This window comes from Mammaliicoccus sciuri (assembly GCF_002901825.1).
GTDB lineage: Bacteria > Bacillota > Bacilli > Staphylococcales > Staphylococcaceae > Mammaliicoccus > Mammaliicoccus sciuri.
Window position 1 is genome coordinate 279,462 of the sequence record NZ_PPQD01000018.1, and the last position, 25,142, is coordinate 304,603.

The 25,142-nt window shown below is 32.8% G+C and carries 22 protein-coding genes; 3 read left to right on the plus strand and 19 right to left on the minus strand.

Annotated elements, in window-relative coordinates; all coding sequences use genetic code 11:
* Positions 1-8 precede the first annotated feature (8 nt).
* From CD035_RS05880 to CD035_RS05925, 10 genes are all read right to left on the minus strand, one after another.
* Positions 9-1,919, minus strand: a complete 1,911-nt coding sequence (locus CD035_RS05880) for a beta-glucoside-specific PTS transporter subunit IIABC (protein WP_048541642.1) — start codon at positions 1,917-1,919, stop codon at positions 9-11.
* Positions 1,920-2,107: 188 nt separating this feature from the next.
* The gene (licT, locus tag CD035_RS05885; RefSeq protein ID WP_048541640.1) at positions 2,108-2,938 is read right to left on the minus strand and encodes a BglG family transcription antiterminator LicT; all 831 of its coding nucleotides are present in this window, start codon (positions 2,936-2,938) and stop codon (positions 2,108-2,110) included.
* A 511-nt stretch (positions 2,939-3,449) separates the two neighbouring features.
* Entirely contained in the window at positions 3,450-4,427 is a 978-nt protein-coding gene (gene desA / locus CD035_RS05890) for a Delta(5) desaturase DesA (RefSeq protein WP_153653649.1), read from the minus strand.
* Between the two features lie 244 nt (positions 4,428-4,671).
* Positions 4,672-5,229 carry a histidine phosphatase family protein gene (locus tag CD035_RS05895; protein ID WP_048541638.1) on the minus strand — a complete coding sequence of 186 codons (558 nt, stop codon included), beginning with the start codon at positions 5,227-5,229 and terminating at the stop codon, positions 4,672-4,674.
* Between the two features lie 104 nt (positions 5,230-5,333).
* Positions 5,334-6,410, minus strand: coding sequence for a M42 family metallopeptidase (locus CD035_RS05900; RefSeq protein WP_048541635.1), 1,077 nt, complete (start codon positions 6,408-6,410; stop codon positions 5,334-5,336).
* Positions 6,411-6,482: 72 nt separating this feature from the next.
* Positions 6,483-7,148 (minus strand): uridine kinase family protein, encoded by a 666-nt coding sequence (locus tag CD035_RS05905; protein ID WP_229412523.1) that lies wholly within the window; start codon positions 7,146-7,148, stop codon positions 6,483-6,485.
* Positions 7,141-7,728, minus strand: a complete 588-nt coding sequence (locus CD035_RS05910) for a YdeI/OmpD-associated family protein (RefSeq protein ID WP_048541632.1) — start codon at positions 7,726-7,728, stop codon at positions 7,141-7,143. Before CD035_RS05910 ends, CD035_RS05905 begins: the two co-directional genes overlap by 8 nt.
* A gap of 117 nt (positions 7,729-7,845) precedes the next feature.
* Entirely contained in the window at positions 7,846-8,586 is a 741-nt protein-coding gene (locus CD035_RS05915; RefSeq protein WP_048541628.1) for a GTP pyrophosphokinase, read from the minus strand.
* A gap of 184 nt (positions 8,587-8,770) precedes the next feature.
* Positions 8,771-10,096, minus strand: a complete 1,326-nt coding sequence (locus CD035_RS05920) for a 6-phospho-alpha-glucosidase (RefSeq protein WP_048541626.1) — start codon at positions 10,094-10,096, stop codon at positions 8,771-8,773.
* 20 nt (positions 10,097-10,116) lie between these two features.
* Entirely contained in the window at positions 10,117-11,694 is a 1,578-nt protein-coding gene (locus tag CD035_RS05925; protein ID WP_048541624.1) for an alpha-glucoside-specific PTS transporter subunit IIBC, read from the minus strand.
* 150 nt (positions 11,695-11,844) lie between these two features.
* Between CD035_RS05925 and CD035_RS05930 the strand changes: the two genes are divergently transcribed.
* Both CD035_RS05930 and CD035_RS05935 read left to right on the plus strand, forming a co-directional pair.
* Positions 11,845-12,594, plus strand: coding sequence for a MurR/RpiR family transcriptional regulator (locus CD035_RS05930; protein ID WP_048541622.1), 750 nt, complete (start codon positions 11,845-11,847; stop codon positions 12,592-12,594).
* 48 nt (positions 12,595-12,642) lie between these two features.
* A complete protein-coding gene (locus CD035_RS05935) occupies positions 12,643-13,599 on the plus strand; it encodes a 2-hydroxyacid dehydrogenase family protein (RefSeq protein WP_048541621.1) in 957 nt (318 codons plus the stop codon).
* Positions 13,600-13,622: 23 nt separating this feature from the next.
* Here the strand turns inward: CD035_RS05935 and CD035_RS05940 are convergent, their stop codons facing one another.
* Positions 13,623-15,062 carry an aminotransferase-like domain-containing protein gene (locus CD035_RS05940; RefSeq protein ID WP_048541618.1) on the minus strand — a complete coding sequence of 480 codons (1,440 nt, stop codon included), beginning with the start codon at positions 15,060-15,062 and terminating at the stop codon, positions 13,623-13,625.
* A gap of 96 nt (positions 15,063-15,158) precedes the next feature.
* Here CD035_RS05940 and CD035_RS05945 point away from each other — a divergent pair, with 96 nt between their 5' ends.
* Positions 15,159-15,770, plus strand: a complete 612-nt coding sequence (locus CD035_RS05945) for a LysE/ArgO family amino acid transporter (protein WP_048541616.1) — start codon at positions 15,159-15,161, stop codon at positions 15,768-15,770.
* A gap of 181 nt (positions 15,771-15,951) precedes the next feature.
* Here CD035_RS05945 and fba read toward each other — a convergent pair whose 3' ends face one another.
* The 8 genes from fba to iolB are packed head-to-tail and all read right to left on the minus strand — an operon-like array spanning position 15,952 to position 25,142.
* On the minus strand, positions 15,952-16,791 hold the full coding sequence (gene fba, locus CD035_RS05950) for a class II fructose-1,6-bisphosphate aldolase (RefSeq protein ID WP_048541615.1): 840 nt from the start codon (positions 16,789-16,791) through the stop codon (positions 15,952-15,954).
* A 24-nt stretch (positions 16,792-16,815) separates the two neighbouring features.
* On the minus strand, positions 16,816-17,835 hold the full coding sequence (gene iolG / locus CD035_RS05955; protein ID WP_048541614.1) for an inositol 2-dehydrogenase: 1,020 nt from the start codon (positions 17,833-17,835) through the stop codon (positions 16,816-16,818).
* A gap of 13 nt (positions 17,836-17,848) precedes the next feature.
* The gene (locus CD035_RS05960) at positions 17,849-19,438 is read right to left on the minus strand and encodes a solute:sodium symporter family transporter (protein WP_048541613.1); all 1,590 of its coding nucleotides are present in this window, start codon (positions 19,436-19,438) and stop codon (positions 17,849-17,851) included.
* A gap of 54 nt (positions 19,439-19,492) precedes the next feature.
* Positions 19,493-20,377, minus strand: coding sequence for a myo-inosose-2 dehydratase (gene iolE, locus CD035_RS05965; RefSeq protein ID WP_048541612.1), 885 nt, complete (start codon positions 20,375-20,377; stop codon positions 19,493-19,495).
* 10 nt (positions 20,378-20,387) lie between these two features.
* Positions 20,388-21,407 carry a Gfo/Idh/MocA family protein gene (locus CD035_RS05970; protein ID WP_048541610.1) on the minus strand — a complete coding sequence of 340 codons (1,020 nt, stop codon included), beginning with the start codon at positions 21,405-21,407 and terminating at the stop codon, positions 20,388-20,390.
* Between the two features lie 16 nt (positions 21,408-21,423).
* Positions 21,424-23,337, minus strand: a complete 1,914-nt coding sequence (gene iolD / locus CD035_RS05975) for a 3D-(3,5/4)-trihydroxycyclohexane-1,2-dione acylhydrolase (decyclizing) (RefSeq protein ID WP_048541608.1) — start codon at positions 23,335-23,337, stop codon at positions 21,424-21,426.
* Positions 23,338-23,350: 13 nt separating this feature from the next.
* Positions 23,351-24,310, minus strand: coding sequence for a 5-dehydro-2-deoxygluconokinase (gene iolC, locus CD035_RS05980; protein WP_048541606.1), 960 nt, complete (start codon positions 24,308-24,310; stop codon positions 23,351-23,353).
* Positions 24,311-24,323: 13 nt separating this feature from the next.
* Entirely contained in the window at positions 24,324-25,142 is an 819-nt protein-coding gene (iolB, locus tag CD035_RS05985) for a 5-deoxy-glucuronate isomerase (RefSeq protein WP_048541603.1), read from the minus strand.

The following is a 25,142-nucleotide window of genomic DNA, read 5'->3' on the forward strand; positions in this document are numbered from 1 at the left end:
ATCCTCCTCTATAAAATAACCGTTAATATATGTTTACCTGTTTCAATCGTTTTGTGATCTTCAAGAACGACATCTTTTGCTAAATTAGAATTTGTAACAACAACCGGAATAACTGTATCGTATCCTTCTTGCTTAATTGCTTCTCTATCGAATTCAATTAAAGGTTGTCCGATTTCAACTGTTTCTCCTTGTGATACAAGCGGTTTAAAATACTTGCCTTCTAATTTAACTGTATCAATTCCAATATGAATCAATACTTCAGCACCGTTGTCTGATTTTAATCCAATTGCATGACCAGTCGGGAATAAACTTTCGACAACACCATTAAATGTTGCCACAACAACATTGCTATCCGGTTCAATCGCAATACCTTTACCCATTGCTAAAGATGAAAAGACTGGATCTTGAATCGTTGTTAAATCTACAACATTACCTGATACTGGCGATTCTACTAATACATCATTTACGACTGATTCTTGTGCTGTTTCTCCAGCGTTAGCACCTTTATCAATTGTTGCTTCTTTCTTATCACTATGCGTTAAATAACCGACAATTAAACCAAGTATCACTGCTGAACCCGTTGCGATTAATGACATCCAGAATGCCATATCTAAACCTGCTTTGCCTATAAATGTTGTATATCCGAAAATACCAAGTCCACCCATAAAGAACATTTTCGTACCTGCCCAACCGATCATAGCGCCAGTTATACCTGCCACTATACAGCTATAAATAAATGGTTTCTTTCTAGGTAAAGTAATACCATAAATAGCAGGCTCTGTTACGCCAAAGATACCTGACACAAATGCTGGAATACTTAAAGATTTAAGTTGCTTATTCTTTGTTCTAAAGAATATACCTAATACAATACCTGTTTGTGCAAATGAAGCTGCAAATGTTAAAGGTATAATAATATCGAAGCCTGATGTTGAAACATTATTAATGGCTATGGCTACTAGTCCCCAATGTAAACCGAAGATAACAAGGACTTGCCAGAATGCGCCAACCAATAGCCCCGCAAATAATGGACTAAAGTTATATAAACCTAATGCGCCTGCACCAATTAAATTGGCTGCCCATGTAGAGATAGGTCCAATAATTAAGAATGTTAATGGCACAATAATGATTAATGTGAAGAATGGTACTAAGAACGTCTTCACGACATCTGGTATAACTTTCTTCAAGAATTTCTCTAATTTAGATGCGAAGAATACTGAGAACACAATTGGAATAACACTTTGTGTATAAGTCATCGATATGACTGGTATGCCTAAAAATGTTAAAGCACTTTCTGATTCAAAGAATGTCCCGCTAAAGAGCATCGTTGCATTTTCATTACCTAACGCCATTGCACTTACAAGCGTTGGATAAACAAGTGCTGCACCTAATGCCATACCAATAAACTGATTAGAGCCAAATTTTTTCGCTGCTGTTAAACCTAAGAATATTGGGAAGAAGTAGAATAATGCATCACCAATTGCATGCATAATTTGATATGTTCCCGACTTCTCTGTAAGCCAACCAACTGCTAAAAATAGTGCTGCAAAACCTTTGATCATCCCCGCTGCAGCTAACACGCCTAAAATTGGTTGGAATATACCTGAAATCAAATCAATAAAGCGATTAAATAATGATCCGTTACTTGATGAACTACTACTAGAAGCACCATCACTAATATTCGCTTCTTTACGAACTGCATCGTACACATCTGGAACGTGATTACCAATTACAACTTGATATTGGCCACCTGATTCCATAACCGTCACAATACCTTCCTTATTCTTTAAATATTCTGTATCAGCTTTTCCCGTATCTTTCAGCTGAAATCTTAATCTTGTAATACAATGTGTTAAAGAATTGATATTTTCTTTGCCACCGACTTTCTCTACGATATCTTTTGCTAACGCTTCATACTTCATTTAAATCCCTCCATTTTCATAGAAAAAAACCCAGAATAATACATACGAATCCCAATGTTCGTTATGCATTACTCTGGGTTTTGCCTACTTAAAGTTACAATCCCAAACAGCAAATTCACTTGCCGTTTAAAGTAATTGTTTATTAATTTAAACTTATTATAACGCTTACATTTTATTTGTCAACGCTTTCATGAAGATTTTAATAATCTTGCGATATGTAAAATAAGATAAACCCTTTCGTCATTAGATAAATCGTGATTATAATTTCTTTTTAGAAAATCACCAATTTTATCGACACAACGATTGGATTCACTATATTTTTTCTGTAACGATGACAATAAAGATATATCCATCACTTCTTCTAAACTTTCAGAATTAATTAATCTCTGACTGAAGAATTTTAAATGTGTTATAAAACGCGCGTAGCTTAATTCTTCTTCAGAGATATCTAAATTAAAGTGATATCTTACTAAATTTACAATACTCTGGGTGATTTTTGTAATTTCATAAACGTTTGAGATAGACTCGTTCATATTCGCATTGACAATATGCATCGCGATAAAGCCAGCTTCGTCTTTAGGCATATCAAGATTAAAATGTTTAGCTACTCTATCAATACCGAACAAACCAATTTTATATTCATCTGGATATAATCGCTTAATTTCGTAAAGCAAAGGATTATTAATAACAGTACCTTCTTTATGACGTTTAATTGCATAATTAATATGATCCGTTAACGCAATATAAATAGATTCAGACAGTGGTTCCTTATAAAGTTTATTCGCTTCAACAATAATTTCCTGAGAAATTAGTAACACATCATCATCTAATTCTTTAATTAAAGTAAGCATTCTCTCTTGTTCATCACTCGTCATTCTAAAAATCTTATCAATTTTATCTTTCTCAATAGCCTGGCCATTCTTCTTCCCAAAAGCAATACCAGCCCCCATAACAATACGCTCTTCCCCATTAATCTTGGAAATCACAACATTGTTATTTAAGATTTTCGTAATCTTCACGACATTCACCCTTCCAATAAATGTACTGATTTTTCAATTAATTATCATTATAACAAGAATTAAAAATAATGAAATAATTTATATAGTTGTTTTAATTCAGTTCTTATATTTTTTTGTGAGTCGGAAGTTTATGGCATGGGGAGTTGTAGAGCCTTCGTAGTGAACACTTTCATCCAAACTTGTTCATAACGGGGGTGTTAGTTACAAAAGTCAGCCGAAGTGTTACTATGGACCACCTTAATTACAAAACTCGGTCGAAGTGTTACTATGGACCTCCTTAATTACAAAACTCGGTCGAAATGTTACTATGGACCGCCTTAATTACAAAACTCGGTCGAAGTGTTACTAACACACTCGTTATTTGCACCTTCAGCCCAAACTGCTAATAACGGTATCAGTATTTGCATTTCTCATCAAAACTGCTAATAACGGTATCAGTATTTGCACTTCTAGCCAAACTTGCTCATAAAAAAACAGGACATGCTCAATGTCCCGTTTCAATTATTAACTTTTACGCATGTGTTCTCTTAAATCTTAAAGTATATTCTTTAAAAGTAATGAAGCATTTATTTTTCTCGTCATATAATTTATATTTCAGAGATTCTAAACTTTCTTTAATTGTTATGGTTGTTGCGTGATGTAATGGTGGTGTCTTTTCATGTGCTTGTTCTAATTGATAGTTTGGAATTCTTGGACTTAAATGATGAACATGATGATACCCGATGTTCCCTGTCATCCATTGAAATACTTTTGGTAATTTATAATATGAACTGCCTTCTATAGCGGCTTTCACATAATCCCACTCTGATGATTCTTCGAAATATGAATCTTCAAATGTATGTTGAATATAAAATAACCAAATACCTAACATACCTGCAATAAATAACATTGGTAGAAATACAAGTACAAATGGAACTGCACCTACAATAAAGAAAATACCTACATAAAGAACTAGCAATATTATATTATGCAACCAAGTGTTACGTTTTTCTTTAGCTTTTGCATCTTTAGCATTCATTCTGTTTGAAATAAACATAAGGAATATTGGTCCTAATATAAACATCACAAACGGGTGTCTATACATTCTATATTTAAATTGAGTGAATTTTGAAGCTTCATGATATTCTTCAATAGTCATGACCCAAATATCACCAATACCACGTTTTTCTAAATTTCCGCTACTTGTATGATGAATAATATGCTCTCTTCTCCATTTTTCATATGGAAAGAATGTTAATAGCCCAGTTATATTTCCTAATAAATCATTGTTCTTTTTCTTACTCAAAAATGATCCGTGGCAACAATCGTGAAAAATAATAAATGTTCTAATAATGAAACCGGATGCCAATACACCACATAGGATCGATAATGACCAATGTAATTGATAACTTACCAAGCCACCAACAATAAGCGCAATTAATGGGATGATTGTGTTTATAATTTGAATTGTACTTTTCTTCAAGTTGTTATTTTCAAATGGTTTAACCATTTTTCGAAGTAACTTTTTCTTTTCTTTTTCGATGATTTACACTTCCTTTTTATTCAATAAATATAAAAAAAGAAGCACTTGAATGAATCAAGTACTTCCATCTCTATTAACCATGATAAAGCATATTTATAAGCTTTACAAACAAAAAACAAACCTAATAAAACGATTACTATACTACTAAAATTTATTTTATTATAATAATAAATTATAACTTGGTCATAACAGTTGACAACAATGACTTTTACTAAAAATTCATTTCTACTTTTTTGAAAGAAATATTATTTTGATGGTCATAATCAAATTGATAAATGTCAGGCATTTTCATGTTTTTCCAATCTTCATATGTAAATGATCCAGTTAATTCATTAAATAATACTGCTAAAGCTGTACCATGACCTGTTATGATCAAATTACCTTCATATTGACTCAACACTTTTTGATAAGAAGGTACTATACGGTTTCTAACATCTTCAAGACTTTCTCCGTTTGGTAACCTATAATCTGTTTGACTCCATTGTCTCAAAGAAAATTCATCAAAATTTTCTACCCATTCACCTATTATTCGTTCTTTAAATGGCTCGATTTCTTTAATTTTAAGATTCAATAGCTCAGCAGTAGGTTTAATTGTATCAATCGTCCGTTTATAAGGACTTGATAATATATGTTGAATATTTTTATATTGAAAGAATCCCGACATCTGCATTGCATACTGTTTACCTAATTCAGTAAGAGGTGCTGATTCATCCTCTTTTATACGAGTATCCCTGATAGAATGCCTCACAAAATAAATTGTTCTATTCAAAATTTCACCTCATTCACTACGTAAACAAGAGACAAACCAAATTGTTATTCAACTTGATTTATCTCTTGTTTAAGTCATATTTTTTTAATCATTTTTTCGATTTCTTACCACATAATATTTTTAACTGTTTCATCGTTTAATGCTTTTACGATTTCAGCTACTAATTTTACTGCGTTTAAGTAGTCTTCTTTATGAAGGATTGATACGTTTGAATGCATATAACGTAATGGAACGCCTATTGAGATTGTTGGTGTACCTTCGTTTGCTACGTGAATACTACCTGCATCTGTTCCGCCACCTGTTATATTATCCCATTGAACATCAATGCCTTTATCTTTTGCTACGTTTTTGATGAATTTTCTAAATCCAACGTGACCGATATTCGTACCGTCCATTAACAATACAAGTGGTCCATTACCTAATTTCGTTTCGTGATCTTGCCCTTTCATACCTGGTGTATCATAAGCAATACCGACATCCACTGCGATAGATAAATCTGGCTTAATTTTGTTTGCAGCAACTTTCGCACCACGTAAACCTACTTCTTCTTGTACAGTCGCACCTGAAACCAAGTTAATACCAAGCTCATCGTTTTTAAGTTCATTTAATACATCAACACTTAACGCACAACCGAATCTGTTATCGAATGCTTTTGCAGTTAAGTAGTTACCGTCACCTAAAGTTTCAAACTCAGAATAAGGTGTCACCATATTTCCGATTTCAATACCTAGACCTTCAACCGCTTCTTTATTATCAACACCTATATCAATAAACATCTCTTTAACGTCGACAGGTTTTTTACGTTCTTCTGGACTTAACACATGAGGAGGTTTAGAACCAATAATACCTCTAATTTCTTTGCCTTCATCTGTTGTAATGGTTACTTTTTGTGAAAGCATAACTTGGTTCCACCATCCACCAATTGTTGTGAATTTGATGTAACCATCTTCATCGATACGTGTAACCATAAATCCGATTTCATCTAAGTGACCCGCTATTAAAATTGTTTTAGAACCATTTTTAGCGTTCTTTTTCCCGAAAATACCACCTAGATTATCTTCAATAATTTCATCACTTACAGGTTCTAAGTATTCTTTCATTTTAGATTTAACATTATACTCAAATCCCGAAATACCATTAATATCTGTAAGTGTTTTTAATAATTTTACTGAATCTGCCACAAAAAATCCCCCTTAAAATTAATTAACACTTTTACTATATCATTCTATTTCCAAAATGTATCAAACAAAGGTTTAATTTAATTGATTTTTCAGTATTTTAAACAAATCATTTGAATGATCAATGACAATATCAAAATTTTCAAGAAGAGGATGCATGAACAATTCATATTGAATACGTCTTTCATCTTGAGATGCCTTTAAATATTCTATATCTATTCCTCTTACATGAACATCACGGTCAAATCTTCTTTGCAACTCAGTTTCATTATCCGTATAGATGTAGATAGATAAATCAATCCATTTTGAATCTATAAATGTGGTAGTCATACCTTCTAAAATCGTGACTTTCTTTGTGGCGTCTAAACGTTCAGATTGTTGCCATGGTGTTTCAATAGTCATGATATCTATACCATTATGTAAAGCACGTATATCGCGTTCTAGAATATCAACATTATGCGCTTCAGGCATACAAGCAGTTACTTTCGCTTCGTGCTCTATTCCGTTATACATATATTTCGCCTTTGTATGTTTTCTTAAATTCGAGTTTACTATATAAGTATCTGTGCTGATCATGTTGTAGTCTTTTGGATCTAGACATTTTATTAATTCCTGACAAAATGTACTTTTTCCTGAACCACCATGTCCACCAATTCTAATCATGATTTGATGGTTAGAACGCTTAATAAATTCCACGATTTCTTCAATCACAGCATTCATATTTTCATTACCTTTACTCATCATTTAACCCTTTGCCGTCCAATATATGATCAATATATTTTTCTACTCGACTAACGCGTGTTGCTGGGCGCTTTGCTTGGCTAATATAGTAAATATATTGTCGTTGTCTTCCTGGGGTCAAATTATAAAAAGCTTCTTTTAAGTTACTATTTTGATCTAGTTGTTCTTGTAGTTCAACTGGCATTTCATATTCTTCTGTTTTCTTTAATTCTACTTTAGCACCTGACTTTTCAAGCTCGATTGCTTCTTCAACATATGCTTTAATAATATCTCGTTGTTCTTTTATTTGATCTACATTGGTGAATCTCAATTGTCTTGCTGCTTGAACATTTTTCGTTTGTTGAATGAGTAATTTTTCAGGATCTTTAAGTAATGAACCTTTATGAAATAAAAGTGCACAATATTCTTTAAATCCATGTATCAATACAACATTTTTACCTTTCAATGTATAACATGGGTGCATCCATTTATAATCTTCTTCTAAATCACATTCATGTATAATTTCTCTTAATAGTTCAAATTCATCTTTCCACTTTTTTTCACGTTGCATAAAAGCTTCAACTTTAAGGTTTTTCTCCATTTTTTCACTCCTCAATATTATTACCTGAATGATTTTAATTTATTATATACTAAATCATTAAAAAGAGCAGATATCCTTAAATCTAAGAAATTTCTGCTCTACTTTGTGCCTAATGTATTAATTTTCGTCTACTTTTATCATACTTTTATTCGTATCATGATAAATTTCATCATTCATTTCTTGCATTTTACGTTCTACATTTGTTATTTCTATTGAACATTCTTTTAACTTTTCTTCATATTGTTCTGTAGATACATGAGAATTCTTATATCTTAATTTATGTTCTAAACTCGCCCACATATCCATTCCAATTGTTCGAATTTGAATTTCAACAGGTATTACTTGAACACTTTCTGCTAAAAATACAGGAATAGATACAACTAAATGTAAACTTTTATATCCATTCATTTTAGGATTTTCTATATAGTCTTTTCTTTTTAATAATTTTACGTCAGCTTGTCTAAGTAATAATTTTTCAATTGTATAGACATCTTCTAGATAATTACAAATAACTCTTATTCCCGCGATATCTTGAATATTCTCTTTTGCTGAGTTCGCATTTAAAGGAAATCCTTTTCGTCTTAATTTCTTAATGAGACTTGGAAATTCTTTAACACGCTTTTCCATATGATGAATTGGATTATGTTTATAAGCAACTTGGAATTCATCGTCCAATATTTTCAACTTTGTCCCGATTTCTTCTAATGCTGCAGCATATTGATGTTGTAGTTCTACAAAATTAAACAACTCTTCTAGCGCTTGTTCAGAAGACTGCGCATATTCAATTTCACCTAAATTATTCGTAAATTCCTTCTTTAATTCTGCTAAATTGATTGTTGGTTTTCTTTCTATATACATAGATATGCTCCCTTATATTTTTAAATAAAAAATATATATCATTTCAGCTAATTATATCATTTAAAAGTTTGCGATTAAAGAAAGTCGATATACGATATATTGTTCTTAAACAGATATAAGACAAAGAAAAACGTGCAAGGCTCGTAAGCCTTGCACGCTTATAAATAGTAATTCAATTATCATTCTACTTCAATTCTGGCCAGTATTCTTTATTTGCTTCAATGAGGTCATCTAATATATTTTTAGCTACTGATGCACTCGGAACTGTACGAGATAACGTCAGTGCTTGCCATAGTTTTTGATAAGATTGGTCTTCATAAGCTTCAACTGTTAATTTCTCAACACCCACTTGTTGTTCCATTAAACTTTTTTGGAATCTTGGTATTTCACCAACTGATAAAGGTTCTGGTCCTTCGCTACCAACTAAACATGGAATTTCAACCATAGCTGTTGGTTCAAAGTTTGAAATGGCACCATTATTCTCAACAATCATTAACATTCTTTCTTTCGTATTAAAAGCAATGGCTCTTGCTAAGTCTACGATATAAGATGCATGTTCATCTATTGTTAATTCCGTTCCTTCAGCAGTACCTTGATCAATGATTTTTTGACATTCACCGAACACAAATTTTTCTCGTCCTGCCATCACTTCATTCGCTCTTGTATAGTCCTTATTCGAATGTTCCACAACGTAATCAGGGAAGAAGTAATATTTTAAATATGTGTTAGGTAATGTATCTTTATCAAGTGCTTGTACATCACGCGCTTTCTTGAACGTATCATTCCAACTTGCTTCCTGTTCAATATCACTGCCCGTGTCAGTAGAATACCCAAATTGTTCAACGTGTTTAATGATACTTGGCATTAAATCATTACCAGACTTATCTCTTATATCTGTCCACCAACCGAAGTGATTCAAACCATAATATTTAACGACCATTTCTTTTCTAGATTTCAGCCCAATATTTGTTGCCATTAGTTCTTCAATACCAATAGGCATATCGCAAATATTTAAAATTTTAGAATGAGGTCTTAATTTTCGAGTTGCTTCAGCTACAATTGCAGCAGGATTTGAATAATTTAACATCCAAGCATCTGGTGAATATTGTTCCATGTAATCTACAATTTCTAGTACGCCTGTAATAGAACGCATACCATATGATATACCACCAGGTCCACACGTTTCTTGTCCAACGACACCGTGTTTCAACGGGATCTTCTCGTCTTGTTCTCTCATCGCATATTTACCAACACGTATGTGTGCCATAACGAAATCTACATTTTCAAAAGCTGTTTTAGGGTCCGTACTCGCCTGTAACTTAACACCAGGCGCTCTTTCATGAAGTAATATTTCACAAGCATCCGCAATGGTTTGTTGTCTATCACCATCATTGTCGTATAGTTTAATCGTATCAATCGGAAAATCTTCTAAATGATCCAGTAACATTAATATAATGCCTGGCGTAAATGTACTTCCGCCACCTGCTATTGTTATGTTAAATTTCTTCATTATTTATGACCTCCATATTTTTATATCATCGTTTCAAATGAATCTCTTACTTGAGGTACACTAAGTCCCACTATTACTTGAACATTTGTACCACTTTTCGCTACACCATGTGCCATTTGATTATGTGTGAAATAGTCGTTATCTTTCACTAAACTTGGATCTTTAACCGTTACTCTTAATCGTGTCGCACAATTTGTAACGTCTTTAATATTGTCTTTACCACCTAATCCTTCTAAGAAATAAATAGCTTTCGTATCATATTCTGATGCATTGTCATCCATTTGTGTATCAGCACTTGCTTTCTTAGACTTATAATCTTGTTTCGTATAAAGCTTAGCATCGCCATCATCAGCTACACGTCCAGGTAATGGTACATTAAACTTCTCAATAATAAACTTAAATACAAAGAAGTAAATCACAACAAAGATGATACCAATGATAAATTGTGCAACGTAAGTCATGCCGTGATTAGAGAATAATGGAATCCAGTTTATTGCCGCGATTTCTATCGCGCCACCACCTTGAATACCTACTACTCCAAATAGGTACATAATTGTAACCATTGTTGCACCTAATAATGCATGAATTAAGAATAAGTAAGGTGCGATAAACAAGAATGTAAATTCTAATGGTTCTGTAATACCTGCGAAAATTGCTGTTAATCCTGCTGGTAATACTAATGCTAATACCTTTTTCTTGTTCTCTTTTGGTGTTGAAGCGTACATCGCTAACGCAATACCTAAACAACCAAATATTTTAATGTTACCTTGTAACAAGAATCCATATGGATAAAGGTCTTTAAGAGATTTAGCAGAATTAGAGAATTCTGTTAAGTGTTGAATCCAATAAGGTTTCAATCCACCATTGACCGCTGCAGGTCCATATTCAAATGGTGTGTATATGAAATGATGTAATCCTGTAGGAATCAATATTCTTTCTAAGAAGTGGAATAGCCAAACTCCTACAAATCCTGATTTCAACATGACACCTTGTAATGAACCGATACCTGCTTGTACTGTTGGCCATACCGCACATACGATAAAAGCGATTGGGATCATAACAAAGAATCCAATGATAACAACGTATGGTAGACCTTGGAAAATCCCGACCATTTCAGGTAATTTCTTATCATAGAAACGATTATGTATCCAAATAACGATTGCTGATATGAAGATTGCACCAATGATACTTGTGTCTAATGTTGGAATACCAGCTATTTCTTTTACGCCCGTTAAATTTTCAACACCCTTTGATAAATCTACTCCGAACGTCTTTGGCCAAAGGGTTAAAATTGCATTAATAAAATTGTTAAATACTAAATAAATCATTAAAGCTGCTAGTGTTGCTCTACCTTGAGCTTTTTTAGCAAGTGAGATTGGAAGTCCAATCACAAACGCTAGTTCCATATGGTTGAATATTGTCCAACCACCCGCTTCAATTAAACTCCAAATTTTAAACCACATTGTGCCATCTTCAGCTATTGAACCCATAATATTTGGATTTTTAAATAATGTTGCAAATCCTACAACAATACCGAAAAATGCAAATAGTAATACCGGAACAATCATAGCACTACCAAATCGTTTAATTGCATTCATATTTTAACCCCTTTTCCTCATCAATTTATCTTCACAATATAGGAAGCGCTTACATTTGCCAATAGGTTTGACGTAAATAGAAATCACATAGTAAACTTAGATTATATTTTCATAACATGAAAATTTTTTCACTTCGAATGGAGGATTATAATGATTTTGGATAAACTGATTAATGAACATTATCAACAACTTAATGACAATGATATACATATCATACAAATGATTAATCAAAATATTCACTTGATTCATCGATTAAAAATACAAGAAATAGCCGATATATCACACACTTCAATTTCTTCTATTCACCGACTCGCTCGTAAACTTGGCTTTGATGGTTATAGTGATTTTAAAGCATACATTAAATTAAATAGACAAACATCTAACCCATCGACAGATATCATTGAAAGTTTAGAGCAAGATTTACAACAAACTATGAAACATTTAAAAATGATCGACTATGACTATATAAGTGAACAAATCAATCAAGCGCCTTACATCTACATATATGGTACAGGTGTCGCTCAACTAAACGTCGCCCGTGATGCTCAACGACACTTTCTTTCTATCAATAAAAGAGTAATGGTTATTAACGACGAGAATGAACTTAAAATCGCTATGAATCAAATGAATAAAGACGATTTAATTTTCATCATTTCATTATCAGGCGAAACATCACACTTAAGAGAGAACGTCGAGATTATGCATACACGAAATATTAGTTATATTTCTATTACAACATTGAAAGATAACTATTTAGCTCAGAATGCAAGCTACAATATATACGTTAATAGTTCACCGATAGAACTATTTAACCAAACTTCTTATTCCAGCTTCTTACCGTATCACATTGCTTTTGAAGTCATCGTACGTAAATTCAGTGAATGGAAACTTGCTCATTAGGGTATAATTATCATATAAACGATTAAAAGTTTTATAGGAGGTTACATCATGAATAAAGTATTCATAACTGGAGAAATTCCAACAGAAGGATTAGAAATGTTACAAGAACATTTTGAAGTAGAAGTCTTTGAAGGGGATCAATTAATTACGAAAGATACTTTACTTCAAAAAGTAACAGATGTAGATGCGATTATTAGTCCACTATCTACAAATATCGATAAAGAAATTATTGATCAAGCACCAAACTTAAAAATCATTGCAAATTATGGTGCTGGTTTCAATAACATTGATGTTAAACATGCTAGAGAAAAAGGGATTGATGTTACAAATACACCGAAAGCCTCAACAAATGCTACAGCAGATTTAACGATTGGTATATTACTTGCCGTATCTAGAAGAATTGCTGAAGGCGACCAGCTTTGTAGAACAACAGGATTCAACGGTTGGGCACCATTATTCTTTAGAGGTAGGGAAGTCTCCGGTAAGACTATCGGCATAGTTGGACTTGGTGAAATAGGTTCTGCTGTTGCTAGACGTGCCAAAGGTTTCGACATGAACATCCTATATACCGGACCACATAGAAAGCCAGAACAAGAAGCTTCATTAGGGGCTACTTATGTCAGTCTTGATGAGATGTTAGAACAAGCAGATTTCATTACAATTAATGCTGCCTATTCTGATGATTTACATCATTTATTCAATAAAGAAACTTTTGAAAAAATGAAAGATACTGCATATATTATTAACGCATCACGCGGACCTATTGTAGATGAACAAGCTTTAGTTGAAGCTTTACAATCTAAAACAATCGAAGGTGCTGCATTAGATGTATTTGAATTTGAACCAGAAATTACAGATGCACTTAAAACAATGGATAATGTCGTGATAACACCGCACATCGGAAATGCTACATTTGAAGCACGTGATGAAATGGCAAGAATCGTCGCAAATAATACGATTAAGAAACTACAAGGTGATACACCGAGCTATATTGTGAACAAATAATAAAATCAATCCTCGCACTCATATTAAGAGTTCGAGGATTTTCTTTTATTTAACAAGTTTTCTCTATCGATGATCGTTCTTAATTTATAAATACTTTCCTTTATATCATGTTCATCAATATATGAATAAGAAAATCTTAAACTATGCTTTTCTTTTTCTGAATATATCTCCCCTGGATGAATGAGCAACCCTTCCTCTAAAGCAAGTTTGAATAACCTTTTTAAATCAATACTTTCATTAAATCTGAACCAAATATAGAAAGACCCTTCTACTTTAGACCATCTACCAATATCTGAGAAAGATTCTGTTAAAGCATCTTCCATCATATCTTTGCGCCTTTTTAAATTGCGTTTAATTTCTCCAATATGCGTTTCATGGTAATGTGCCAACCATTTAGTAGCTATAAATTGAGAAATCGAACTTGCACCATAGTCATTTTGCATTTTTAAGTCTGCTAAATGATTAATGACTCGTTCGTTACCAATTAACCAGCCTATTCTGAGACCCGGACTAACTGTTTTAGATAGACTTCCTAAATACAGCACATTATGACTTGTATCAAGCTCTTTCATAGATTTAGGAATCGGACCTTCAAACCACAGCTCACTATAAATATCATCTTCCACAACAGGAATACCCTTCGCTTTACATTGTTCAAGAATTTGCTCCTTCTCTTTCACTGTATATGTGTGTGATGTAGGATTATGCAAAGTAGGATTACAATAAAATATGCTATTACTGTAATCTTCATCTTCTTTAAAAATCGCATGAATATTATTCCTTATATAATCAATTGATAAAGGTATCATTTTGGAATGGATTTTGTGCCAAGTTCTAATTGAATTAATATAAGAAGGTGTTTCAACGATAATTTTGGATTTGGGGATTAATAATCCATCAGCTATCAACTTCAAACCTTGTAACGCACCAGAAGTGATACAAATTTCTTCTACACTACACTCAATACCTCTTTTTTTAACAAGTTCTTTAACTTGTTGTCTCAACTGAATATTTCCTTTAGGTGCTTCATAATTTGAAGTCAATTGACGGCTTAAATCTTTAGAAATAATTTCATGAAATGCATCATTAGGTATTAATTTTGGCGAAAGTTCGCCCGTCCCTAATCTCACCATATCAGGTATAAATTCGCATCTATTAATTTCTCTAATATAATATTGGTTGTTCTGGTTAATACTATTCCCTATATAATCTTGCCAATTTAAATTATTACTCACATACTCATTCCATTTATTTTTCGAAACGTATATCCCTTTTCTTTCCTTACTTTCAAGCACGCCATAACTTTTCAAAATATCAATGACATGTACAATTGTTGATCTATTCACACCATACTTTTGCGTTAAAGCTCTTTGCGAAGGTATTTTCATACCAACTTCTAAATGACCATTATTAATATCTCTTAACATATCATCTATAATTTTTTGGTAGATAGGTTTTTCCATAAATGTAACTCCAATCTGGTTGGGCATAAATTTAATTCTGGATGATTTCATTGTAGCTTATTTCTTTTATACTATACAAAAAGGAGGTTAAATCAAATGTTTCAAGCAGTCATCCACGGTCTTTTATTAGCACTCGGTTTAATTTTACCATTAGGTGCTCAAAATATATTTGTTTTTAATCAAGGCGTAAATCATAAAAGCTTAAATAAAGCTTTACCCGTTGTTATTACAGCTAGTCTATGTGACACATTACTTATATTACTTGCAGTGTTTGGCGTATCACTTATCTTAAATCACTATCCATCACTGCAATTAATCATATATATCGTCGGATTAATTTTTCTATTGTATATGGCTTGGACGTTATGGAACGAAAAATCATCAAGCAATGGTTCAGACTTAGCAATATCAGCTAAAAAACAAATCAGCTTTGCACTATCTGTATCATTACTGAATCCACACGCCATTATGGATACAGTCGGTGTTATCGGTACAAGTGCATCACTATATTCAGGGTACGAAAAAGTCGGATTTACAGTAGCAACAATCTTTATCTCTTGGTTCTGGTTCTTCGGTCTCGCTATAGCCGGTAAGCAAGTTGGTATGTTTGATAAATCAGGTAAATTTATCATCATATTGAATAGAGTATCAAGTATCATCATCTTATTCGTCGCAGCACTCATTATTAAAAATATAATCAATATGTAGAATGAGGTAAAAATGTTTTGGTTGGGATTTAAGTTGGATTTTGGGGCGCTAACGATCTTGTTTTCGACTCTTGAGCGTTAGAAGCAAGTGCACATCTCTCATCTCAATCTTTTAAATTACAAAAAGCTAGGACGATTGATTATTCACGTCCTAGCTTCTTACTAATATTGTATTTTATTAACTATGCTTTGCCGTTGGATTGGCATTTATAAATAATTGATTCGATAGTTTGTTCGATTGCTTTTTTACTTGGGTTCAAGATTTGCTGTGGATTAAATAAACTCGTATCATTAGTTAATACTTCTCTAAGTTCATTACTCCACGCAATATTAATTTCGGTATTAAAATTAATTTTTGCGTGACCTAATTTTATGGCTTTTACTAAATCTTCGTCTGATATACCTGATGCACCGTGTAATACTAAAGGTATATCAATCGTTTCTTGAATTTCTTTCATTTCTTCAAATCCTAAATTAGGTTCACCTTTATATTTACCGTGTACTGACCCGAGTGCTGGTGCCAATGTGTCTATATGTGCTTTTTGTGCTAAGTTTATACAATCATCTAACTTCGCATATTGTACATTTCCTATGACACCGTCTTCGTTTCCACCAATTGCTCCAACTTCACCTTCTACAATCACATTATTTTTATGTGCATAATCTACTACTTGTTTGGTAAGTTCTATATTTTCTTCAATTGGTAATTTAGACCCATCAAACATAACTGAATCATAACCAGCATCTACTGCTTTCTTACATCCTTCAACAGTTAAACCGTGATCTAGATGTATAATTACTGGTACTGTTATATTCATTGACTCTATTTTATTTCTGATTGTTTTACAGATAAAATCATACCCACCTAAAAAGTCTATAATTTTATCTGTCGTTCCTAAAATAATGGGGGAACGTGTTTTCTCAGCAACTTTTAAAATACATTCAATCCATATTAATCCGTTAATATTAATTTGTGGAATAGCATAATGTTCTGTCTTTGCTTTGTGTATAAATGTATTCATTCTATAACGTTCCACCTTCCTTTTTTAAAGTGTCTTTGATTGTTTATTTACTAATGACTTAGGTTCATTCGAAAGTAGCGACTCTTTACATTTCACAGCAATTTCTTGAGCTTTATAGCCGTCTTCTATTGAGCAAATTACATCAGTGTCATTTAAGATAGCTTCAATAAATCCATCCATTTCTACTTTATAAGCGTCACTATAACGTTCTAAGAAGAAATATGGCGGATTGTCTTTAGATATTCCTTCAGCTCGATGATAATTTAATGTTGTCGTTTGTTCATTACCTACATCAATTGCACCTTTATCACCCAATACTTCAACTCGTTGATCATATCCATATACACTTCTTCTACAGTTTTCAATCATGGCCATTGAGCCATTTTCAAATTTAAGGGTTACAAGTGCTGTATCGATATCATCATATTGAGCAATGTCTGGATTTACCAGCGCTCCACCAGTTGCATACACTTCTGTTATTTCAGATTGCATTAAATATCTTGCCATATCAAAGTCATGAATCATCATATCCATGAAAAGTCCACCTGAACGTTTAATATATTCTACTGGTGGTGGCTCTGGGTCTCTTGAAGTAATCCTTAAAGTTTGAATATTACCGAGTTCACCTTTATTTAAAATATTTCTCAATTCTTTGAAGTTTTTATCAAAGCGTCTATTAAAGCCCATTTGCAGTTTCACATTTGCTTCTTTTACCGCTTCTAATGCAATTTTCGCTTCATCAATAGATAAACTAATCGGTTTCTCGCAGAAGATATGCTTTCCTTTTGCACAAGCTTCTTTAATGATATCTACATGCGTATCGGTAGGTGAACATATTACTACTACATCTACCTCAGGATCATTAATAATATCCATATGGTCCTTAGTTTTATTTTCTATTCCTGCTTTTTTAATCCAATCTTCCATCTTGTCGCAATATAAGTCTGAAATCCACTTAATCTTTACATCTTTATGTGTTCTTAAATAGTTTATATGTAATTGGCCAATTCTACCTGCTCCAATTACGCCAAATGTTAGTGTCATATCTTTCTTCCTCCTATGCTAATCCAAGTGGTGAGAATAATACGTAAGTGCCTATAACTACAAGTACGATAATACCACCTACTAAATATCTATGTTTCCAAGGTGTGATATCTACTTTTGCGTAATTTACACTGAAATCAAACTCATCAGATGGTTTCCATTTATTGAATAACATTACTATAAGTAAATCTACAAAGAATAGTACACTTAATACATATAAGAAATGTATTTCTGTAATTAATACTTTTGAAAGCGCATACAATAAAATGTGTAAAATAAACATCACTTTAGCGCCAAGCTGTGATGTACGTTTAACAAAAAATCCTACCAGTACAAGTACTAAAAGTGGCATATTATAAATACCATTAAACTCTTGTACAACTGCATATAAACCTTGTGGGAACAGAGAAATCATTGGCGCAATTATTACAACAATTACACCTACTAATACTGTTACCAATCTACCAATTCTAGATACTTGTTTATTGCTTGCTTCTTTATTGATAATTGATTTATAAAAGTCCAGTGAGAACAATGTTGCTGTACTATTTAAAGATCCAACAAATGAACTTAGAATAGCACCAAAAATAACTGCTCCAAATAAACCATATGCCCATTCTGGTAATACTTCATTAACAAGCATTGGATAAGCATTATCAGGATTTGTAACTTTATCTCCTAACATATTGAATGCCAACACACCTGGAAATACTAAGAATAAAGCACCAAAAATTTTAAATGTACCAACATACATAGCACCTTTTTGTGCTTCTTTTAAATTTTTACCAGCAAGTGCTTTTTGAACAATCATTTGGTTAGTACACCAGAAGAATAAATTATTGAAGAACATACCAAAGAATAACGTTGGCCATGGTACTATTTTAGAATCAATTGCACCTAGTGAATTAAGCTTTTCTGGCGTGTTCTGAACGACTTTATCAAATCCATGTAAGAAGCTTCCATCTCCGAAAATAATGAGACCTAATGTTGGTATAGCAAGTCCACCTACAATTAAACCGACACCATAGATAGAATCACTATGTGCACTTAAAGATAACCCGCCTATGAACAAATATATAATTCCTACAAGACCTATGACTGTTGATATTAAAATAACTGCAGTCATATCACTTATATTTAACATTTCACTTACGTTGAAAATTTTATTAAATACAAGTGCACCAGAATATAATACAACTGGTAAGAATGAAACTACATAAGTAAATATGAATAATAAAGATACGAGTCGTTTCGTGAATGTATCAAATCTCATTTCAATAAAATCTGATATTGTATCAACACCATACCTAAAATATCTAGGTAAAAAGACAAGTGCTAATATAACAATAGCTACTGATGAGGTTACTTCCCATGCCATAACTTCCATACCTGCAACGAAACTTTGACCATTTTGACCAACTATTTGTTCAGTAGATAAATTGGTCATGATAATTGTAGAAGCAATTGTAAAACCAGTTAAACTTCTACCACCCATAAAGAAACCGTCGGAATTTTGAGTATCGATTTTTCTACTCCGTAAGTAAGCATATACACCTACACATATAACAACTAAAATAAATGAAATTGCTGCAAACATACTCATGATAATTCTCTCCCTTTAGGAGCCCTTAACTCCTATACCATTTTGTTTTAAATTTTATTGATATTGTGCAATATACTCTTTTGCTTTTTTAGCATATATAAATGGATTTGCAATCGCTGGATCTTGTTCAGCTTCAACTACAATCCATCCACTGTAATCAGATTTATAAATTAAATCTAAGATAGGTTTAAAATCTATTACACCGTCTCCAGGTACTGTGAACATACCTTTTTTCACACCATCCAAGAAGCAACTACATTCTTTATCTACTGCTTCTTTTACATCTTGTCTAACATCTTTAAAGTGAATATGTTTTATCCTACCTTCATGTCTTTTAAATATGTCAATCGGGTCTTCGCCTGAAAGGACAAGGTGTCCTGTATCAAATAAGAGAGAAACATTATCTTTGTTTGTTCTTTCCATTAACTCGTCTATTTCTTTTGTCGTTTGTACACCTGTACCCATGTGATGGTGGTATACGATTTCCATATCTTTTTCGTGTGCTAATTGCCCTAACTTCTCTAAACCATCTACTAATAATTGCCATTCTTGTTCTGTAAATATAGGTTTTTCTTTAAATAATGCTTTCGTTAAATCCCCTTGAATACTATTGCCTTGTTCTGAAACAACAATAACTTTTGCGCCTAATTCATATAAAAAATCTCTATGTTTTATAAACGCTTCTTCTGTTACTTCATATGGTTCCGAAGTTAAATATAAACTCAACCATGCACTTGCGACAGATAATCCTCTTGGTTCCAAATATGATTTCAAGACTTCAGGATCTTTCGGGTACTTGTTACCTATTTCTGTACCTTCATACCCAGAGAGTGCCATTTCACTAATACATTGTTCAAATGAATTTTCACGCCCTAGTTCTGGCAAATCATCATTTGTCCAAGCTATCGGTGCACATGCGTATCGAATATTTTTAGTCATTTACTTCACCTCATAACGTAATGATTGTTTTCTTCTCATACGATTCTTGCATTGCAATTGCAACTTCTGTACTTTTTAATCCATCAATACCTGTTATTGATGAAGGAACATTATTATTGATAGATTCTATAAATGCATTAATTTCATTAATAAATGCTAATTTAAAGCGTTCAGGAAAATGACCTGAAGTTGGTCTAACGACACCGTTTTTGTCATAAACTGTAACTAAGTTTTTCTCAGGTGCATTTCCGATTCTTATCATACCTTCAGTTCCTATAATTTCTGTTTCAACATGATATCCATGTTGAGCATTTCTTCCAGCTAATAAGTATGCGATTGTGCCATCTTCTAATTCTGCCAGACATGCACCTGTTTCCAATTCTTCACATTCGGTTAATTCAGGTGCTGCTATGTTATTACCTAGTGAATAAACAGTTTTAAATTCTGAACCTGTAAACCAACGTACAAGATCAATATCATGAATCGACATATCTAAAAATATGCCACCACTTGCACTGTTCTTCGCAAATTGTATAAAGCTGTCTAACCCTGCACTAGGATCAATTCCATAACATCTCATTGCTGTAATTTTGCCTAGTTCACCATTCTGAACAACGTCTTTAGCAAATTGATAAGAATCATCAAATCTACGCATAAAGCCTAATTGAAATACTTTGTCTGAGTAACTATTTATTTTTTCAACAACTTGTTTAATATTGTCTAACTCAAGTCCAATAGGTTTTTCTGAAAAGACATGTAAACCTTTATCTAATGCTTGTGAAATTTGAACTGCATGAAATCCACTCGGTGAAACAATTACAACTGCATCAAGCTCATCGTTTTCTATCATCTCTGAATAGGATGTATAACAATTTTTTACTCCTAATTCTTCTTTGGCATATGCTAATTCTTGCTCAACAACACTTGCAACAGCGAATAATTCTGCACCCTTTACATGGTTAACAATGTTTTCTGCATGCACTTTTCCTAATCTACCTAAACCAACTTGACCAATTTTTATTTTTGCCATGTTATGAATCTCCTCTTTAATATTGTTTTGCTTTTTTCAAAGCTCGAACCTTTTCTTGATAAGATGTTTTTATATCTGGTTTTTCACTATGTTCGGATACACCAACATTCCAGAATGATTCATATCCGTCAGTCATCGTTTTAGGTAAAGTTTTTATTTCTATTAATGTTGATTTTGTTTCTTTTTTAGCATCTTTAATTGCATCTTCTAACGCTTGAAGACTATTAACTTTGTAAGAAACTGCACCATATCCTTCTGCAATTTTCTTATAATCTACATTCATGACTTCACCGTTATAATCATTAAATTCAGTACAGAAGCTTTCACTACCATTACCCATCTGTAAATTATTAATACAACCAAATCCACTGTTATCAAATAATACAATGTTGATTTTATAGTTATATTGCAACGCTGTTAGCAATTCAGTGTGCAACATTAAGAAACTTCCATCACCAACTAATGCATATACTTCTTTTTGGGGGTTTGCTATTTTTGCACCAAGTGCAGCTGCAATTTCGTAACCCATCGTAGAATAACCATATTCCATATTGTAAGTATTAAATATGTCGGTCTCCCACAATCTTTCTAAGTCTCCTGGCAATGAACCCGCTGCAGCTACAATAATCGCTTCATCATCAATTGTTTCATTAACTTTAATCACTGCATTTGTCTGAGGTAATTCCGTTTCTAATGCTTCAATATATTGATTAAGTTTTTCTTTACTAAAATGACCTGATATTTCAGCTTCAAAATCATTTTTATTAATATCTACATGAGATAATCTTTCTCTTTCTTCAGACCATCGATTCTTTAAATTTTTTACTTGATTTAATGTATTAAATTGACATTCACTTAATGCTTTATCCAATAAACTAATTGATATTTTTGCGTCTCCAACTACTTGTATCGCATCTAATTTATAAGCATCAACTCTATTAACATTAATGTTTATAAATTTCGCATTATCAAAGTTAGCTACTGTCTTTGAGCTTGTTGTAAAGTCTGAATATCTTGTTCCAATACCAATAATGACATCAGCTTCTTTTGCATATAAATTGGCTGCTAAATTTCCTGTAACGCCAAGACCACCAAGATTCAGTGGATGAGAGGCTTCTATTGTCGATTTACCTGCTTGAGTTTCTGCAATAGGAATATTCGTTTTTTCTATAAATGCTTTTATAGAATCTTGAGCTACCGAATACTTAGCACCACCACCAACAATTAATAGTGGTTTTTTAGCTGTCTTCAATAGTTCGACTGCTACATCTATTGATCTCTTCGAAGGTTGAAGTCTATCAACATAATGTACACGCTTTTCAAAAAACGATTCTGGGAAATCATATGACTCTCCTTGAACATCTTGACTCAATGCTAATGTCACAGGACCCGCTGTTTGAGGATTTGTCATGACCTCAAATGCACGAATTAAGGCTGACATGATTTGCTCAGGTCTTGTTATGCGATCAAAATATCTCGAAATTGGTTTTAACGCATCATTTGTAGTAATACCAATACTTTGAGGATTTTCAATCTGTTGTAATACTGGATCTGGTTGACGAGTCGCAAATGTATCTCCTGGTAGTAATAATACTGGTATATGATTTGCTGCCGCTGTACCTGCAGCCGTTACAAGGTTAGCAGCACCAGGACCGACAGATGTTGTCACTGCAAATACTTTTTTTCGTAAACTTTGTTTACTAAAGCCAATCGCTGTATGCGCCATACCTTGTTCATTTTTACCTTGGATTATTTTTAATTCCTTTTGATAATTTGATAGACCTTCTCCTAAACCAAGCACATTACCATGACCAAAAATATTCATGACACCTTCAACAAATCTTGTCTCTTTTCCATCAATAGAAATATATTGTTTAGTCAAAAATCTAACAATTGCTTCTCCAGTTGTTAACTTCACTGTATTAACCATGTTTAATACCACCTTAAGATTGTTCTTTAATTAAATTCTCTATTTTATCAACTGTAGGCATCGCTTCAGATGAACTATGACTACTTACAACAATCGCTGCTGAAGCTGCACCATATTTCAATGCTTCTTCAACTGATTTACCTTTAACTAATGCATAAATAAATGCGGCTGCATATGAATCTCCTGCACCAAATGTTTTAACGACATTCGCTTTAAATGCTTTACCTTCATAAGTGTTTCCTTCTTTATCAAATGCATTTGAACCTTGCACACCGTGTTTAATGACAACTAAATGTGGATTAGCTTTAAATAATAGTTCACTAATTTCTTTGTCTGATAATGCTTTATATCTTTCGACCATATCAAATTCATCACGTGTTCCAATGACGACATCAGCTTGTTCAGCGACTAACTCATAGTAAATAGAAGTTTCTTCTTCGTCTGTCCAACTATACGGTCTATAATCGAGCTCAAAGATTACTTGTACATTATGTTGTTTTGCTAGTAACAGTGCTTTTAATACTGCCTCTCTTGATGGAGATTTAGCTAATGCTGTTCCTGAAATAAGCAAATATTCTGAATTTTTAACATATGATTCATCTACATGTTCAGGCGCTAAATATAGATCTGCTACTTCTTCTCTATACATTAATATGCTTGATTCACTCGGACTTTTAATTTCTGTAAACGTTAAACCGATTTTATGTCCATCTTCATCTACATGTATTTGAGACGTATCAACGCCTACTTCTTCAAAGTAATTCGTAATAAATTTTCCATGTTGATCATCTGATACATTAGCAATCATACCCACATCTAATCCTAACTTTGCCGTACCAATCATGATATTAGCTGGTGAACCACCAACATATTTGCGAAATGATTCTGTTTCTTCCATTGGTCTATTAATTTCTATTGAGTTCAAATCTATTGCAGCACGACCTATTGCTATAATTTGTTTTTTATTAGACATTCACGTACACCCCTTATTCTCTATCAATAATCCATTCATGATCTGGTTGGTTATAAAATTTCCAAACTTTTTTAGGTCCTGCCATAACATTTAAATAATAACCATCGTAACCATCAGGTACAGCTACTGGATGATAGCCTTTAGGCACTACAACAACATCACTATTCTCTACTGTCATCGTTTCATCTATTGAAAGGTCGTCTGTAAATACACGTTGAAAGACGAAACCTTTACTCGGATTCATTTCATGATAGTAAGTTTCTTCAAGTAATGATTCATTTGGTAAGTTATCAACGTCATGTTTATGTGGTGGATAGCTCGACCAATTACCTTGATCTGTATACACTTCAACGACAAGTAATTTTTCACTCGCTGTATGTGTATCAGGTAAAATATTATGAACATGTCGTTTATTTGAATATTTACCTCTATCTTCTACTGAGTTCTCAGATGCTGGGATTAATTGTGTTGCTCTTTCTTCATCTGCTGGCGAATAACAAAGCACAACTCTTGAATCTTTATTCGCTTTAATTGTCACTTCATGATTTTTAGAAATATATATACTGTCTGTTGGTATTTTTTCAAATACAGATTCTCTTGTTCCTAAATCTTCATAAGAACTTTCTCCATCTGACACATCGATGTTGCCAGTTAAAGCGACAATACATAGTTCAAAATCACCCGTTGATTCTGTGTAAGTACCTTGTGATTTTATGTCTAACACTTTAAATCCGATATAAGCTAAATCAATATCTTCAGGTTTCAAATCATGTATCACTTGTACATCATCACTTAATGGATGATGTACAGGTTTATTTAATAATCGAGCCAT